This is a genomic window from Pseudolactococcus chungangensis CAU 28 = DSM 22330 (genome assembly GCF_002441885.1).
Lineage (GTDB): Bacteria > Bacillota > Bacilli > Lactobacillales > Streptococcaceae > Pseudolactococcus > Pseudolactococcus chungangensis.
The window spans coordinates 1-15,998 of record NZ_JXJT01000030.1; the positions used below are offsets into that span (position 1 = coordinate 1).

General features: G+C 40.9%; 12 protein-coding genes and 7 tRNA genes. 17 read left to right on the forward strand and 2 right to left on the reverse strand.

Annotation, left to right across the window (positions count from 1 at the left end):
* Positions 1-59 precede the first annotated feature (59 nt).
* The 9 genes from RR45_RS09720 to rpoD all read left to right on the forward strand — a co-directional run bounded on the left by RR45_RS09720 (position 60) and on the right by rpoD (position 4,122).
* Positions 60-133: transfer RNA gene (locus RR45_RS09720), tRNA-Met, on the forward strand.
* 16 nt (positions 134-149) lie between these two features.
* Positions 150-223 (forward strand) — tRNA-Ile (locus RR45_RS09725).
* Positions 224-231: 8 nt separating this feature from the next.
* Positions 232-321, forward strand: a tRNA-Ser gene (locus RR45_RS09730).
* Between the two features lie 132 nt (positions 322-453).
* Positions 454-526, forward strand: a tRNA-Phe gene (locus RR45_RS09735).
* 26 nt (positions 527-552) lie between these two features.
* Positions 553-623: transfer RNA gene (locus RR45_RS09740), tRNA-Gly, on the forward strand.
* Between the two features lie 196 nt (positions 624-819).
* Positions 820-893: transfer RNA gene (locus RR45_RS09745), tRNA-Ile, on the forward strand.
* 70 nt (positions 894-963) lie between these two features.
* Positions 964-1,051 (forward strand) — tRNA-Ser (locus RR45_RS09750).
* A 96-nt stretch (positions 1,052-1,147) separates the two neighbouring features.
* Positions 1,148-2,989 carry a DNA primase gene (gene dnaG, locus RR45_RS09755; RefSeq protein WP_031365207.1) on the forward strand — a complete coding sequence of 614 codons (1,842 nt, stop codon included), beginning with the start codon at positions 1,148-1,150 and terminating at the stop codon, positions 2,987-2,989.
* Positions 2,986-4,122: an RNA polymerase sigma factor RpoD gene (gene rpoD, locus RR45_RS09760; RefSeq protein WP_390888315.1), complete on the forward strand. Its 1,137-nt coding sequence runs from the start codon at positions 2,986-2,988 to the stop codon at positions 4,120-4,122. The genes dnaG and rpoD overlap by 4 nt, the downstream gene beginning before the upstream one ends.
* Positions 4,123-4,251: 129 nt before the next feature.
* On the opposite strand, the gene RR45_RS11380 is transcribed toward rpoD, so the two are convergent.
* Positions 4,252-4,389 (reverse strand): hypothetical protein, encoded by a 138-nt coding sequence (locus RR45_RS11380; protein ID WP_218838359.1) that lies wholly within the window; start codon positions 4,387-4,389, stop codon positions 4,252-4,254.
* A gap of 193 nt (positions 4,390-4,582) precedes the next feature.
* On the opposite strand from RR45_RS11380, the gene RR45_RS09765 reads away from it, so the two are divergent.
* Positions 4,583-6,871: an ATP-dependent Clp protease ATP-binding subunit gene (locus tag RR45_RS09765; RefSeq protein ID WP_031365209.1), complete on the forward strand. Its 2,289-nt coding sequence runs from the start codon at positions 4,583-4,585 to the stop codon at positions 6,869-6,871.
* Positions 6,872-6,957: 86 nt separating this feature from the next.
* Here RR45_RS09765 and def read toward each other — a convergent pair whose 3' ends face one another.
* Positions 6,958-7,578, reverse strand: coding sequence for a peptide deformylase (def, locus tag RR45_RS09770; protein ID WP_031365210.1), 621 nt, complete (start codon positions 7,576-7,578; stop codon positions 6,958-6,960).
* 71 nt (positions 7,579-7,649) lie between these two features.
* Between def and uvrB the strand changes: the two genes are divergently transcribed.
* The 7 genes from uvrB to RR45_RS09805 all read left to right on the forward strand — a co-directional run.
* A complete protein-coding gene (uvrB, locus tag RR45_RS09775) occupies positions 7,650-9,638 on the forward strand; it encodes an excinuclease ABC subunit UvrB (RefSeq protein WP_031365211.1) in 1,989 nt (662 codons plus the stop codon).
* Positions 9,639-9,734: 96 nt separating this feature from the next.
* The gene (locus tag RR45_RS09780; RefSeq protein ID WP_031365212.1) at positions 9,735-10,544 is read left to right on the forward strand and encodes a transporter substrate-binding domain-containing protein; all 810 of its coding nucleotides are present in this window, start codon (positions 9,735-9,737) and stop codon (positions 10,542-10,544) included.
* 156 nt (positions 10,545-10,700) lie between these two features.
* Entirely contained in the window at positions 10,701-11,528 is an 828-nt protein-coding gene (locus tag RR45_RS09785) for a transporter substrate-binding domain-containing protein (RefSeq protein ID WP_031365213.1), read from the forward strand.
* A 209-nt stretch (positions 11,529-11,737) separates the two neighbouring features.
* Positions 11,738-12,835 (forward strand): 3-phosphoserine/phosphohydroxythreonine transaminase, encoded by a 1,098-nt coding sequence (serC, locus tag RR45_RS09790; RefSeq protein WP_031365214.1) that lies wholly within the window; start codon positions 11,738-11,740, stop codon positions 12,833-12,835.
* A gap of 277 nt (positions 12,836-13,112) precedes the next feature.
* The gene (locus RR45_RS09795) at positions 13,113-14,294 is read left to right on the forward strand and encodes a 3-phosphoglycerate dehydrogenase family protein (protein WP_031365215.1); all 1,182 of its coding nucleotides are present in this window, start codon (positions 13,113-13,115) and stop codon (positions 14,292-14,294) included.
* Positions 14,291-14,647 (forward strand): arsenate reductase family protein, encoded by a 357-nt coding sequence (locus RR45_RS09800; RefSeq protein WP_031365216.1) that lies wholly within the window; start codon positions 14,291-14,293, stop codon positions 14,645-14,647. The genes RR45_RS09795 and RR45_RS09800 overlap by 4 nt, the downstream gene beginning before the upstream one ends.
* A 480-nt stretch (positions 14,648-15,127) precedes the next feature.
* On the forward strand, positions 15,128-15,998 hold an 871-nt coding region (locus tag RR45_RS09805), incomplete at its 3' end, for an InlB B-repeat-containing protein (protein ID WP_143465088.1).

The following is a 15,998-nucleotide window of genomic DNA, read 5'->3' on the forward strand; positions in this document are numbered from 1 at the left end:
GTGTCGCAGGTTCGAATCCTGTCTTCCCGATTGATGGTTAAACATCATTATTACACTTAGGCGGTGTAGCTCAGCTGGCTAGAGCGTCCGGTTCATACCCGGGAGGTCGGGGGTTCGATCCCCTTCGCCGCTATTTTATTTTTTCAGTTGGACCTTTAGCTCAGCTGGTTAGAGCTCTCGGCTCATAACCGAGCGGTCGTTGGTTCGAGCCCAACAAGGTCCACTTTTTATGGAGGATTACCCAAGTCTGGCTGAAGGGAACGGTCTTGAAAACCGTCAGGCGTGTAAAAGCGTGCGTGGGTTCGAATCCCACATCCTCCTTTTGTTTATTTATATAAACTATTTTTGGCTCGGTAGCTCAATTGGTAGAGTTCGAAGCACTGCTTCAATTCTGCGGATGCGATTTGTGTTAGCAAATGTCCTTAATTGCTCTACCTCCACATAGTATCATTTGGCTCGGTAGCTCAGTTGGTAGAGCAATGGATTGAAGCTCCATGTGTCGGCGGTTCGATTCCGTCTCGCGCCATCGTATGTCTTAATAAATAAGACTTTGCGGGTGTAGTTTAATGGTAGAACCTTAGCCTTCCAAGCTAACTACGCGAGTTCGATTCTCGTCACCCGCTTTACCTTTTTTATTGTAAAGAATGGTTCTTAATGTATACACATTAGGACGCATAACTCATCTGGTTAGAGTGTTGAGTTTGTGATGATGTAGCAAAATTATCTAGTCGATGGTTTAGCTAAAATACCTCGTAGTTGTGGTATCAAACCTCTAGCAACCTGAGTATATAAATCATTTTATGTTTTTGTGTAAACTTAGGGCGCATAGCTCAGCTGGTTAGAGCGCACGCCTGATAAGCGTGAGGTCGGTGGTTCGAGTCCACTTGTGCCCATTTATTTGTTAGCTTATTTGAAAGATTTTAGCTTTCAAAATGTTTTGATAAATGATATAATAAAGAAGTTGGGGAAGTACTCAAGAGGCTCAAGAGGACGGTTTGCTAAATCGTTAGACTGGGAAACCGGTGCGCAGGTTCGAATCCTGTCTTCTCCGTCACATACGTCTATTGTTGAATAGACGTTTTTTTGACTATGTATTGGTGATTATCACCGTTTAATTGTGTCTGTTTAAGACGAGATTGGGGGTAGCATGGCGCTTCTTGACAAAGTTAAGATAGAAGAAATCAGATCTAGTGTCAACATTGTGGATGTGATTTCACAACATGTGCACTTATCTAAAGCTGGTACGAATTATCTCGGGTTATGTCCTTTTCATGGTGAAAAGACGCCAAGTTTTAATGTTAATTCTCAAAAACAGTTTTACCACTGTTTTGGTTGTGGGAAGTCAGGGGATGTTTTTAAATTTCTTGAAGATTACAAGGAGATACCATTTCGCGATGCAGTTAAAGAAGTCGCTGATATCGCTGGTATTCCTCTTGAAATAGATACACGCCCTGTAAAAGATAATCCAAATCAAGCGATTTATGATTTGCATACTCAAGCGGCACGGATTTACCACACGGTCTTAACAGCGACTGAAGAGGGCGCCAAGGCTCGAGAGTATCTCTTAAATCGTGGGATATCTGATGAAATCATTGAGAAATTCAATATTGGATTGAGTTTGTCAGATAATGATTTTCTATACCAGAGTGTCAAACAAAAATTTGAAGAATCTGTTTTAACAAATTCTGGCTTGATTACGTTCGCTGAGAATCGCATTTTTGACAGTTTTCGTGGCCGAATCATGTTTCCGCTTAATAATGAGCACGGTCAAGTCATCGCTTTCTCTGGGAGAATTTGGCGATCAGAGGACTTAGACAACAAAACATTAGCTAAGTATAAAAACTCAACGACCACACCAATTTTCAACAAATCTGAAGCGCTGTACAACCTTGACCGAGCGGGTAAAAGCATCAAAAAAACGCATGAAGTTTATTTGATGGAAGGCTTTATGGATGTTATTGCGGCTTATGAAAATGGCATCAGCAACGCAGTGGCAAGTATGGGAACGGCATTGACGGAGGGACATATACGCAAACTTCGGTCGTACGCTCATAAATTCGTTCTCGTTTATGATGGCGATAAGGCTGGGCAGAATGCCATTTACAAGGCTTTAAATTTACTATCTTCAGAAGATGTCGAAGTGGTTCGAATTCCTGATGGTCTAGACCCAGATGAGTACAATAAAGCTTATCCCGATGCGCTTGGCACTTTGATGACAACTGGTCGGATGGCACCAGTTGAGTTTTTGATGTCCCACTTAAGGCCAGCAAATTTGACCAATCTGCAAGCGCAATTAGATTTTATTGACTTAATTGGGCCTAAGATTGCTGCGATTGACTCTTTGACGGCTCAAGATGCCTATATAAAACGATTAGTTGAGATTTTACCGGATTTCGAGTATAATCAAGTAGAGTCTGCCGTTAATCAAAGACGAGAAAATGTGATTGACTCACAGACGATTTATGACGAATCGTTTATGTTTGATGATGGCATGGCACCTCCACCTGAGGAGGATGATGACGCATATGTCGACCCAACACTTGTAGCGCCTATTCCTGTAATGGGTGCTAAGAAATTGTCGCAGATTGAGTTATCTGAGTTACAATTACTACATCGGATGATTTATCATCCAAGTGTGATGGCACGTGTCGTTGCAGCAAATGATTTTCAATTTGTGCATCGGCGGTATCAAGATCTTTTTGAGGTCATGAAAGACTTAGAAGAGGTAGAGGAAACAAATCTGGTGGGACAGCTGACTGGCGAAGCCACAGAGACATTTTATGAAGTTTTATCAACAGTTAATGTGCCAGATGATATATCTGATCAAGAAATTGATGATTTATTAAAGAATTTCGTGAAGGCAGCTAATGGCACTCAATTGCAGGCGTTACAAGATCAACTCGTACAGGCTAAGCAAACGGGAAACAGTGCCTTAGAATTACAATTAACCTTGCAAATCATTGCTCAGAAACAACAAGATGGGGTATAAAATTGGTAGAAACAAAAAAAGATAATAAAAAAATCGGCTCAGCTTTTGATGTCGCGGTAGCAGAATTTATTCGCGACCATAAAAAGTTAGGTCAAGCTGTAGACGATGATATTACAGTTGAACTCATCACAGAATTTGAGTTAGATGCTGAAGGAATTGAGGCTTTACTGACAAAAATTCAGGATGCCGGTATTTCAATCGTTGATAAAAAAGGTGAACCGTCAGTAATGGCACTTGAATCGACAAAAGTCGATGAAAAGGAAGCCGAAGAAGAAGTAGAAGAAATCGTAACGAATGTCCGTATTGATGATCCAGTTCGGATGTACTTAAAAGAAATCGGCCGTTTCCCACTTTTGACATTTGATGAAGAAACACGTTTGGCTGAGGCAATTGTTGCGGGTGATGAAGAAGGTGAAATGGCTAAGCAAATGCTTGCTGAAGCCAATCTACGTCTCGTGGTATCCATTGCCAAACGTTATTCTGGTCGTGGGATGCAATTTCTTGATTTAATTCAAGAAGGTAATATGGGGCTTATGAAGGCCGTTGATAAATTTGACCATACCAAAGGCTTTAAGTTCTCGACTTATGCCACATGGTGGATTCGTCAAGCCATCACACGTGCCATTGCCGATCAGGCAAGGACGATTCGGATTCCAGTTCACATGGTTGAAACGATTAATAAATTAATCCGGATTCAACGCCAACTTTTACAAGATTTGGGTCGTGACCCGTCACCTGAGGAAATCGGTGCGGAAATGGATATTAAACCGGAACGTGTAAGAGAGATATTGAAGATTGCTCAGGAACCTGTATCGCTTGAAACACCCATCGGTGAAGAAGATGATTCACATTTGGGTGATTTCATCGAGGATGATGCGATTGAAAGTCCAATTGATTATACCAACCGTGTGATGTTGCGTGAACAGCTTGATGAAGTCATGGATACTTTGACTGACCGTGAAGAAAATGTTCTTAGAATGCGTTTTGGTTTAGATGATGGTCGTATGCACACACTTGAAGATGTTGGCAAGCAGTTCAAAGTGACGCGTGAACGGATTCGTCAAATTGAAGCCAAGGCTTTGAAAAAATTACGCCATCCAAGACGTAGTAAACAATTACGTGATTTTATGTAAGCAAAACAAAAGACGTCAACTGGCGTTTTTTTTGCTCTAAAATATGGGCGCCTCTAAAAACTGCTTTTGCTCCTGCGGTTACTCGTCGCAGAAGTGCTTTGATGATTTTTGAGTTAAATTTTTCTAGCGCTAGGCATTGCGACAAGGCTTGTGGCTGCGATTACTCGCCACAGAAAGCCCACCTGATACTGCAAGGTGCGGAGCAATAACGACGCGATAGGGAAATTTAACCAAAAGTGGCAAATCTGATTTTTTGGAGGTGTCCATATGATTTTAAGTGAGCATTTTTCTTGAAAATAGATTACAATAAGCATATAATAAGATTAAAGGTCAATATTGGTCAAACGATCATTTACCTTTTAAATCATAAAAAATCAAGGATTTTTCTCAATACTTTGAAGTCTTCTTTTACTTTTAAAACATTGGGAAATACTTGCAAACTGTAAAGGAGTTACCGCCTATGCTCTGTCAAAATTGTCAATTAAATGAAGCAACGATTCACCTCTACACAAATGTAAATGGTGTTAAAAAACAAAATGATCTCTGCCAGAACTGTTATCAAATCATGAAAGCTGGTGGTCCCACAAATCTTTTTGGTGGTGGTACCAATCAAGGTGCAACCAATCAATCAGATGCCAATTACAATCCCTTTGAGGATCTTTTTGGTACCTTAGGCGATAACTTGAATCGTCCTAATGGCCGTCCGGATAATGGCACACCGCCAACACAATCTGGTCGTGGTGGCAATGGTGGACAACCACCTCGTGGCCGTGGTGGGAATGCGCAACCTAAAGGTATGCTAGAAGACTTCGGGTTCAACGTGACTGAGAGCGCACGTAAAGGTGAGATTGACCCAGTCATTGGTCGAGATCAAGAAATTACACGTGTGATTGAAATTCTCAATCGCCGTACTAAAAATAATCCTGTTCTAATCGGTGAACCTGGTGTTGGTAAAACAGCTGTCGTTGAGGGATTAGCCCAAAAGATTGTTGATGGGGATGTCCCTCAAAAACTGCAAAATAAAGAAGTCATTCGACTGGATGTTGTAAGCCTTGTTCAAGGAACAGGCATCCGCGGACAATTTGAAGAACGCATGCAAAAACTGATGAAAGAAATTTCTGATCGTCAAGATGTGATTCTTTTTATCGATGAAATCCATGAAATTGTTGGGGCTGGTTCTGCTGGTGATGGCAACATGGATGCTGGTAACATTTTAAAACCAGCATTAGCTCGTGGTGAGTTGCAACTTGTTGGTGCAACGACCTTGAATGAATATCGTATCATTGAAAAAGATGCTGCCTTGGAACGTCGGATGCAACCTGTTAAGGTTAATGAACCATCTGTTGATGAAACAATTACTATTTTACGTGGCATTCAAAAACGTTATGAGGACTATCATCACGTGACATATACTGATGAAGCGATTGAGCAGGCAGCCGTCTTGTCTAATCGTTATATTCAAGATCGTTTCTTGCCTGACAAGGCTATTGACTTGTTAGATGAGTCTGGATCTAAGAAAAATCTGACCTTAAAATTCGTCGATCCTCAGGAAATTGCCAAACGGATTCAGTCTTCTGAAGATGCAAAAAATGAAGCGTTACGATCTGAAGACTTTGAAAAGGCTGCACATTTCCGTGATCAAATCGCTAAATTACGAGAATTATCCAACCAAGAAATGACTGATGAAGAAACACCTGTCATTACTGAAAAGGATATTGAAGCAATCATTGAAGAAAAAACGAAGATTCCTGTCGGTGATTTGAAGGAAAAAGAACAAACGCAGTTGATCAATCTGGCAGATGACCTGAAAGCTCACGTTATCGGTCAAGATGATGCCATTGATAAGATTTCTAAGGCAGTCCGTCGTAACCGTGTGGGGCTTGGTAAAGCTAATCGACCAATCGGTAGCTTTATGTTTGTTGGTCCAACTGGTGTTGGTAAAACAGAACTTGCTAAACAATTGGCACTAGAACTTTTTGGAAGTCAGGATAGCATGATCCGCTTTGACATGAGTGAATACATGGAAAAACACAGCGTGGCTAAATTGATTGGTGCGCCTCCTGGTTATGTTGGTTATGAAGAAGCAGGTCAATTGACTGAAAAAGTTCGTCGTAATCCTTACTCGCTGATTTTGCTAGATGAAATCGAAAAAGCACATCCTGATGTTATGCATATGTTTTTGCAAATATTGGATGATGGCCGTCTGACAGATGCACAAGGTCGAACGATCAGCTTTAAGGACACGATTATCATCATGACCTCCAACGCTGGTACTGGTAAAGCTGAGGCTAATGTCGGTTTCGGTGCAGCGCGTGAGGGCACGACAAATTCTGTCCTTGGTCAACTGGGGGATTTCTTCAGTCCTGAGTTTATGAACCGTTTTGATGGTATCATCGAATTCAAAGCTTTGAGTAAAGAAAACCTCCTCAAAATTGTCGATTTGATGTTAGCTGAAGTTAATGCCCAAATTGCACGCAATGACATTCATTTAGACGTGACTCAAGCTGTTAAAGAAAAATTGGTTGACATCGGCTATGATCCAAAAATGGGTGCGCGTCCACTACGTCGTACCATCCAAGATTATATCGAAGATGCCATCGCTGATTTTTATATCGAACATCCTGAACATAAAATGCTCACAGCAGATGTGATTGACAATCAAATTGTCATTGTCAATCAGTCTGATGAGGCAGTAACGGATGAAAAAATTACTGAAACAGCAGCAGATCCAGGTGATGCTGAAGTATAAGCAGATGAAAAAGAGCTAGACTAGCTCTTTTTTTGGTGAACTAAAAAACGTTCTAACAGTCAAAGTCTGTCAGAACGTTTTTGTCTTTATTCAATAATCAACATACCATCTTTTATCGCAAAAGGATCAGCTTCGTTGATGCGATCGTAGAACATGATGCCATTGGTGTGGTCAATCTCGTGTTGAACGACCATGGCATCATAGCCTTTAAGTTTGAGACGCTGTTTGTCGCCGTTTTTATCGATATAGTCGACTGTGACACGTGCATGACGGACGACGTAGCCAGGCACATCACGATCAACAGATAGGCAGCCTTCACCATCAGCAAGGGCTGCATCTTGAACGGAGTGTGCCACGATTTTAGCATTGTACATAATTGTGGCTAGGCTGTAAGCTTCATTAGCTTTTTCGGCAGCTTCTTCGCTTTCAAATTCTTTGGGAACGAGGCAAGCGATGATTTTTTTAGAGACATCGAGCTGTGGTGCAGCAAGGCCAACACCACCACGTAGGCCCATTTTTTCAGACATGACAGGGTCTTGCGAGTTACGTAAGAACTCCAACATTTTTTCGCCTAGGATAATATCTTCGTCAGAGAGTGGTAGTGTAACGTTGGCACCTACCGCGCGGAGCGTCGGATTGCCTTCACGGATGATATCGTCCATGTCGATTAAATGGCTAGCTTTGATTAATTTTTCTTGTATTGACATGATAACCTCTTTTTAATGGATTCACATTCATTATACCACAAAATAGGGGTCAAAAATGGTAAAATTGACCTATGATAGAAAAAGATACGTCAAGAAAATTCGAGTTAATTTCAAAGTATGAGCCGTCTGGTGACCAGCCAACAGCGATTGAGGCCTTGTGTGAGGGTATCGAAAATGGTGAGAAAGCGCAAATCTTGCTGGGGGCAACGGGAACTGGGAAGACCTATACCATGAGTCAGGTGATTGCGCGTGAAAACAAGCCAACGCTTGTCATCGCCCACAACAAAACCCTTGCCGGTCAGCTCTACGGCGAGTTCAAGGAGTTTTTTCCTAATAATGCGGTTGAGTATTTCGTGTCTTACTACGATTATTACCAGCCAGAGGCTTATGTGCCGAGTTCTGATACCTATATCGAAAAAGACAGCTCGGTCAATGATGAGATTGATAAGCTCCGCCATAGTGCGACGAGCTCGCTTTTAGAACGCAATGATGTCATTGTCGTGGCATCGGTCAGCTGTATTTACGGCTTGGGGAATCCCAAGGAATACGCTGATAATGTGGTCAGCCTGCGGCCGGGACTTGAAATCACACGAGATCACTTGCTCAATAGTTTGGTAGATATTCAGTTTGAGCGCAATGACATTGACTTCCAGCGTGGTAAATTCCGCGTGCGTGGCGATGTCGTCGAAATTTTCCCAGCTTCTCGGGATGAGAATGCCTTTCGTGTTGAATTTTTCGGCGATGAAATCGAGAGAATTCGTGAGATTGAAGCCTTGACCGGTCACGTCTTGGGCGAAGTGGAGCATTTGGCGATTTTCCCCGCCACTCACTTTGTGACCAATGATGACCACATGGAAGAGTCGATTGCTAAAATTGAAGCCGAATTAGAAACACAACTCAAAAAATTTAACGAGGAAGGTAAGTTATTAGAAGCACAGCGTTTGGAGCAGCGGACTAACTATGACATCGAAATGTTGCGTGAGATGGGCTATACCAACGGTGTCGAAAACTATTCTCGACATATGGACGGGCGCAGTGAAGGCGAGCCACCTTACACCTTGCTAGACTTTTTCCCAGATGATTTCTTAATCATGATTGATGAAAGTCACATGACCATGGGGCAAATCAAGGGGATGTATAATGGTGACCGATCGCGTAAAGAAATGCTAGTTAATTACGGTTTTCGTTTACCAAGTGCACTTGACAATCGACCACTCAGACGAGAAGAATTTGAAAGCCATGTGCATCAGATTGTCTATGTTTCTGCAACGCCTGGGGACTATGAATTGGAGCAGACGGATACGATTGTCGAACAGATCATTCGCCCGACTGGTCTACTTGACCCAATCGTAGAGGTTCGCCCCATCATGGGTCAGATTGATGATCTCCTAGGCGAGATTAATCTGCGCGCCGAGCGCAACGAACGGACCTTTGTCACGACCATGACCAAGAAAATGGCTGAGGATTTGAGCGACTACCTCAAAGAAATGGGTGTCAAGGTCAAATACATGCACTCGGATATTAAAACGCTTGAGCGGACGGAGATTCTGCGTGACTTGCGGCTGGGCGTGTTTGATGTGCTGGTCGGGATTAATCTCTTGCGTGAGGGGATTGATGTGCCTGAGGTGTCCTTGGTGGCGATTTTGGATGCTGATAAGGAAGGGTTCTTGCGCAATGCGCGTGGCTTGATTCAGACGATTGGTCGCGCGGCGCGAAACTCGGAAGGGCGCGTGATTATGTATGCCGATAAGATGACGGAGTCGATGCGAATCGCAATTGATGAGACTGCCCGCCGTCGCGAGACGCAAATGGCATATAATACAGCGCATGGGATCACACCGACGACGATTATCAAGGAAATTCGCGATAAGATTGGCTTGACCAAGGTTGCAGATGACGGACAAGTGGTAGAAGTAGATTATGAAACCATGAACCGAAAGGAACGTAAAGCAGCAGTTAAAACGCTGACTGAGCAGATGAATGAAGCGGCTGGTAACTTAGATTATGAGCTTGCGGCGCAAATTCGGGATACGATTTTGGAGATTAAGGCGATTGACTAAAGCAGCAAGTTGCTTGACGGATAGAAATTCTTGACATATTTCGAAAGCAATGTATAATTATACTGACAAATAATGTATATGCAGAAAAGAGAACACATGAACTTGAAAAAATTAGCTTTAGGCCTTGTTGCTTTGACATCAATCGTGACTTTGGCGGCCTGTGGGTCATCATCATCAAAAGATACATTGTCTAAAATTAAAGATAAAGGCACTTTGACTGTTGCCTTGAGTCCTGACTATGCCCCTTTTGAGTTTCAAATGTTAAAAGATGGCAAAAATGAAATTGTCGGTTCAGATGTTGATTTGGCTAATGAAATCGGTAAAGCATTGGGTGTGAAAGTTAAAATTCAAGCAATGGATTTTAATAATGTGCTAGCGAGTGTAACAAGTGGTAAAGCAGATATTGCGATTTCTGGTATTTCGGCTGACCCTGACCGAGCTAAATCATATGATTTTTCAGATAGCTACTACACAGCTAATAATGTTATTGTTGTCAAAAAAGAACACCATGATAAATATGCCACAATTGCAGATTTTAAAGACAAGAAAGTTGCGGCTCAAAAAGGATCAGTTCAAGAAAAAGTGGCAACGAATCAAGTTAAGGGTGCCTCACTGGTTTCCTTGATTAAAACTGGTCAAGCTATTAATGAGTTGAAAAATGGAACAGTTGAGGGTGTCGTTTTAGAGGAACCTATTGCGAAGTCTTATATCTCTGCCAATTCTGATTTGGCTTTATCTGGCGTAAAACTTGATTCATCAGATACTGACAGCTATTGTGTTGCGATGCCTAAAAAATCTGATAAACTGAAAAAAGAAATTGATTTGGTTATCAAAAAATTGAAAGCGACAGATGCGATCAGTCAATCTGTTGAGAAAAATTTTAAACTTGCACAGAGTGCAAAATAAATTGATAAAGTCATTCTTTCTACATACGGTAAGTCTGTAGGGAGATTTTTTATGACATATGAACAAAAAAATGAAAAAATATGCAAAAAGCTTGACTTATTATTAAAATATTGTATAATTATACTATAAACTAATAAATATGCAGAAAAGAGATAACTGATGAAGATGAAAAAAATGATTTTAGGTATTGTTGCTGCGACGGCTGTACTTACTTTGGCAGCTTGTGGTTCTGATAAAAAGGCTGAGCCAAATCACTACGTAGACCAAATTAAGGATAAAGGGACTTTAACAGTCGCCTTGAATCCAGAGTTTGCTCCTTTTGAATTTCAAGTGATTAAAGACGGAAAAAATACAATTGTAGGTTCTGACATTGATTTAGCTAATGAAATTGGTAAGGCATTAGGAGTGAAGGTCAAGTTCCAAGCGATGGACTTTAATAATGTACTTGCATCAGTCGAATCTGGTAAGGCTGACATAGCCATTTCGGGGATTTCAGCAACACCTGATCGTCAAAAGGCATATGACTTCTCAACGTCCTATTATACAGCGCAAAATGTGATGATCGTTCAAAAGTCTCAAGCAGACGCTTATCAAAATTTAGCAGCATTTGACGGTAAGAAAGTAGCTGCGCAAAAAGGAACAGTTCAGGAAAATATTGTGAAAGATCAAGTCAAGGGGGCTAATTTGGTCAGCTTGACTAAGAATGGTCAGATGATTAATGAGCTCAAAAATGGTACGGTTTCAGGCGTTGTTTTTGAAGAACCAATTGCCAAAGCTTACGTGGCAGCAAATCCTGATTTAGCGATTGTCACAAATATTAAATTTGATTCATCAAAATCGGATAGTTATGCGATTGCGATGCCTAAGGATTCAGGTAATCTGAAAAAAGAAATTGACAAAGTGATTACACAACTTAAAGCAGATGGTAAAATTGAAGAATTTGTCAAAACTAATTTTGAATTATCTCAAGCAGCAGCTAAATAAATAGACTTATACTTGAATGCGTATATGACTCGAACTATCATTTATCCATAAAAACACGAACAATCCCTGAAAATTTCTATGAAATAAGGGATTTTTGTGTATAAATTTTCACAATATGATATAATAGTATTAATATTTAGTTAATTCTAAATATTAAGGCGAGTTTAATTCTGAATTCGTCGGCAAAATAAATCGGAGGTTTCTACCAAATGACAGTTTACAATTTTTCAGCAGGACCAGCTGTCTTGCCAAAACCAGTGCTTAAACAAGCACAAAAAGAAATGCTAGATTACCGCGGAAGTGGTATGAGTGTTATGGAACTGTCTCATCGCTCCTCCGAGTTTGATGAAATTATCAAAGCTGCTGAATTACGCTTGCGTGACTTGATGGCGATTCCAGATAATTATAAAGTCCTTTTCTTACAGGGCGGTGCATCATTACAATTCTCTATGATCCCACTAAATTTGGCTCAGAAAAAGAAAAAAGCCTATTATATCGTGGGTGGTTCATGGGGTAAAAAAGCTTATACAGAGGCTGTTAAGTTATCTAAGACAATTGATTTCCAACCGGAACTTTTAGCGTCTTCAGAAGCAACAGTTTATAATCATATTCCGACTTTCGACGCAGCAACGATTGATCCAGATGCAGCTTATGTACATTTGACGACCAATAATACGATTGAAGGGACGACGATTTATGACTTGCCAGATACTAATGGTGTGCCGATCGTTGCGGATATGAGTTCAAATATTTTGGCAGTTCGTTACAATGTTGCTGACTTTGGCTTGATTTATGCCGGTGCACAAAAGAATATTGGACCTGCTGGCGTAACCCTTGTCATCGTTCGCGAAGATTTGCTTAATGATGAGCCAGTTCTTTCTTCAATGTTGGACTATCGCATCCAAGCGGATAACAACTCACTCTACAATACCCCTCCAACTTATGGCATCTACATGGCACGTCTTGTGTTTGATTACGTGGCAAGCTTGGGAGGTGTTGACGCCATGCAAGCTAAAAACATCGAAAAAGCCAACTTGCTTTATGACTTTATCGATCAGTCTGAGTTTTACTCAAATCCCGTTGAAATAAAGGCAGACCGTAGCATCTGTAATATTCCATTTGTGACCCCAACGGATGACTTGGACAAGTTGTTTAACAAAGAAGCACTTGAACATGATTTCAAAAACATCAAAGGTCACCGCTCAGTTGGGGGGATGCGTGCGTCGATCTATAACGCATTTCCACTTGAAGGGGTACAAGAATTGGTAGCCTTTATGAAAGCATTTGAGGCTAGAAATTTATCTTGAGTTTATTTACCGTTTAGCGTTTGATTGCGTCACTCGTTCAAATATATACTCGTTTAACCAAAAAAGCACTACACTTTTTTAGTTAAACGAGTATGAAATCAAAATGCAAGACTTTGAGATAGTTTTAGTCGAATCAAGAAAAGCAGCCACAAACGTATAGGTATACGATAAGTCTGAATGACGAAGAGTTGGCTGAGACTAGTCAAAAACTGTTTTGATTTTGTGCTTGAATGAGTATAATAGGGCGCATGGTTCAGTTAAAATAGAAAGCAAGTAGATGACAACATTTTCAGTAAAAACTTATAATAATATCAATAAAATCGGTCTTCGTGAACTTGGTAATGCCTTCCAAATTGATGGGGATCACAAAGAAAATCCGGATGCTTATATTGTCCGTTCTGAAAATTTACATGGCACTGAATTTCCAGAAAATCTTAAAGCTATCGCTCGTGCAGGTGCTGGTACTAATAACATTCCAATCGAAGAAGCAACTGACAAAGGAATTGTGGTGTTTAATACGCCGGGTGCTAATGCCAATGCCGTGAAAGAAGCCGTGATTGCTTCAACACTTTTGAGTGCGCGTGATTATATCGCAGCTAATGAATGGGTTAATACCTTAACTGGTGAAGATGTGCCTAAGCAAGTCGAAGCAGGTAAGAAACAATTCGCAGGTTCTGAAATTACAGGCAAAAATTTTGGTGTGATCGGTCTTGGCGCAATTGGTGCTCGTATCGCAAATGATGCTTATCGTTTGGGGATGCACGTTTATGGCTATGATCCTTATGTGTCGATTGAGACAGCTTGGAATATTTCAAGTCACGTCCGTCGTGTCAACGACATCAAAGATATTTTCAGAAACTGTGATTACATCACGATTCACGTGCCTTTGACTGAAGAAACCAAAGCGACTTTCAACCGTGAAGCCTTTGATGTTATGGGTAAAGACGTGACGATTATCAACTTTGCGCGTGGTGAGCTGATGGATAATGAAGCCTTGTTTGATGCGATTGAAACAGGTGTTGTCAAACGCTATATCACAGACTTCGGAACAGAGGAACTGCTTAATAAAGAAAAAATCACAGTTTTACCTCACGTGGGTGGCTCTACTGAGGAGGCTGAGCTTAATTGTGCGATTATGGCAGGACAAACGATTCGTCGGTTCATGGAAACTGGAGAAATCATCAATTCTGTTAACTTTCCGAATGTGAAACAAGCAATGACATCACCTTTCCGGATTACATTAATTAACAATAATGTGCCCAATATCGTCGCGCGTATTTCGACACGTGTATCAGAGGCAGGCATCAATATTTCGAATATCATCAACCGTTCTAAAGACCATCATGCCTATACTTTGCTTGATTTGGAAGAATCAGATGAAGAAAAAGTGCGGGCACTTGCTGCTGAATTTGATAGCTCAGAAAATATCGTGAGAGTTAGGATTATCAAAAAATCATGACAACATTTTACTGGTATCCAAAATGTTCGACCTGTCAAAGAGCGCATAAAGAATTAGACGCACTTGGTGTGTCGGTTCAAGAAATTGACTTGAAAACGACCCCACCTAAGGCAGAGCTCATCTTGTCATGGCTCGAAACATCAGGGTTTGATAAAAAGAAATTTTTCAATACATCTGGCATTCGTTATCGAGAGCTTGGTTTGAAAGATAAGATTGCAGACCTCTCACTTGAAGCGGCAGCAGATCTATTAGCTTCTGATGGGATGTTGATTAAACGGCCAATCTTGCTAGACGAAGATGGCAAGATTTTACAAATTGGTTATCGTACTGACTATGAAACTTTACTGACTTAAATATAAAAAAGTCTGATCATTTCGAAGTGTATTCCGAAAATGATTTTCCAGACAGTGTGGGACAATTTTTCTGTAAAACAAGTAACTTATTTATTGAGTTGCTTGTTTTTTTTATTTCATTAAAAAATTATGATATGATTTTGTAAAATTCGGAAAATGTTGTATAATAAAGTTATTAATAAATAATTTGAATTAAATGGTTTATTTTTATGTAATTTATCATAAAAAATAATTAAGTTAAGAAATAAAGTAAAAACTTGACAGAAAAGGAGGACAAGCCTATGCTTAAGAGCAGAGCAGAGCAGAGCAGAGCAGAGCAGAGCAGAGCATTATGCCTTAGTTTCGTCATGCTATTTTTTCAACGATACATCATAACTGAACCCTGTTAGGGGGAGACTTTTAGTCTGCACTTAACAGGGTTCAGTTTTTGTTTCGTTAATTAGTAATTCATTAGATCTATTTGATTAGATTAGAGGGAGAATGATGATGACCAGAACACTTAAAAAACTCAGTGTGCTGATTTTGGCACTCGGGATGATTTTTATACTGAGTTTTCCAAGCATCGCACATGCCGCAGACACAGGAGGTTCAGATCATTTTGAACTGACCGTCGTCGAAAACAAAGACAGCAAGTCAGGTGCTGAAATCGCCGACTTGACGATTAAAAATATCAGTGGTAAAACGGGCACCAATGTGACCTTTGAGGCTGATTTACCCACGATTTTCCACGATAAGGACCTGAAAAAAGTCACGGTTAACGTTGGCACGCTAAAAGCGGGTGACGCGAAAACGTATCAAGTCAGTCGAAAAACTGACGGCACGGTCACCACAACGCCATTGCCAACGACAGGTACTACCAACACGGCAACAAAAACTAGCACATCATTGCCGTCAACTGGTGAAAAAATGACCCCAGTTTTGATGGTGCTTGGTCTGAGCGTATTAGCAGCAGTGCTTATTATCGCTATCAAACATCGTAAAGCCGCTAAAAATGTATTGGCATTAGTCTTGCTTATCGCAGGACTGGGCAGTGCTGCCACTGTCAATGCGGCAGAAAAGACCTATCATCATCGTGATGAAGTACGCAATCATGCAGTCGAATTAGGGGGGACAACCTATGTGTTCCACTTAGCCGCTGAGGGCGATTTCGAAAACGATGCAACACCACCTGTCACGCCAACACCTGTCACTTACAAGATGACATTCGATAGCAACGGCGGTTCAGCCGTCACACCAGTAACAGATATTGCGGAGGGTGCAACAGTCACTGAACCAAGCGCCCCAAGCAAAACAGGTTATACTTTTGATGGTTGGTACGAACAGTCAGATTTTTCAGAAACAGCTTGGAATT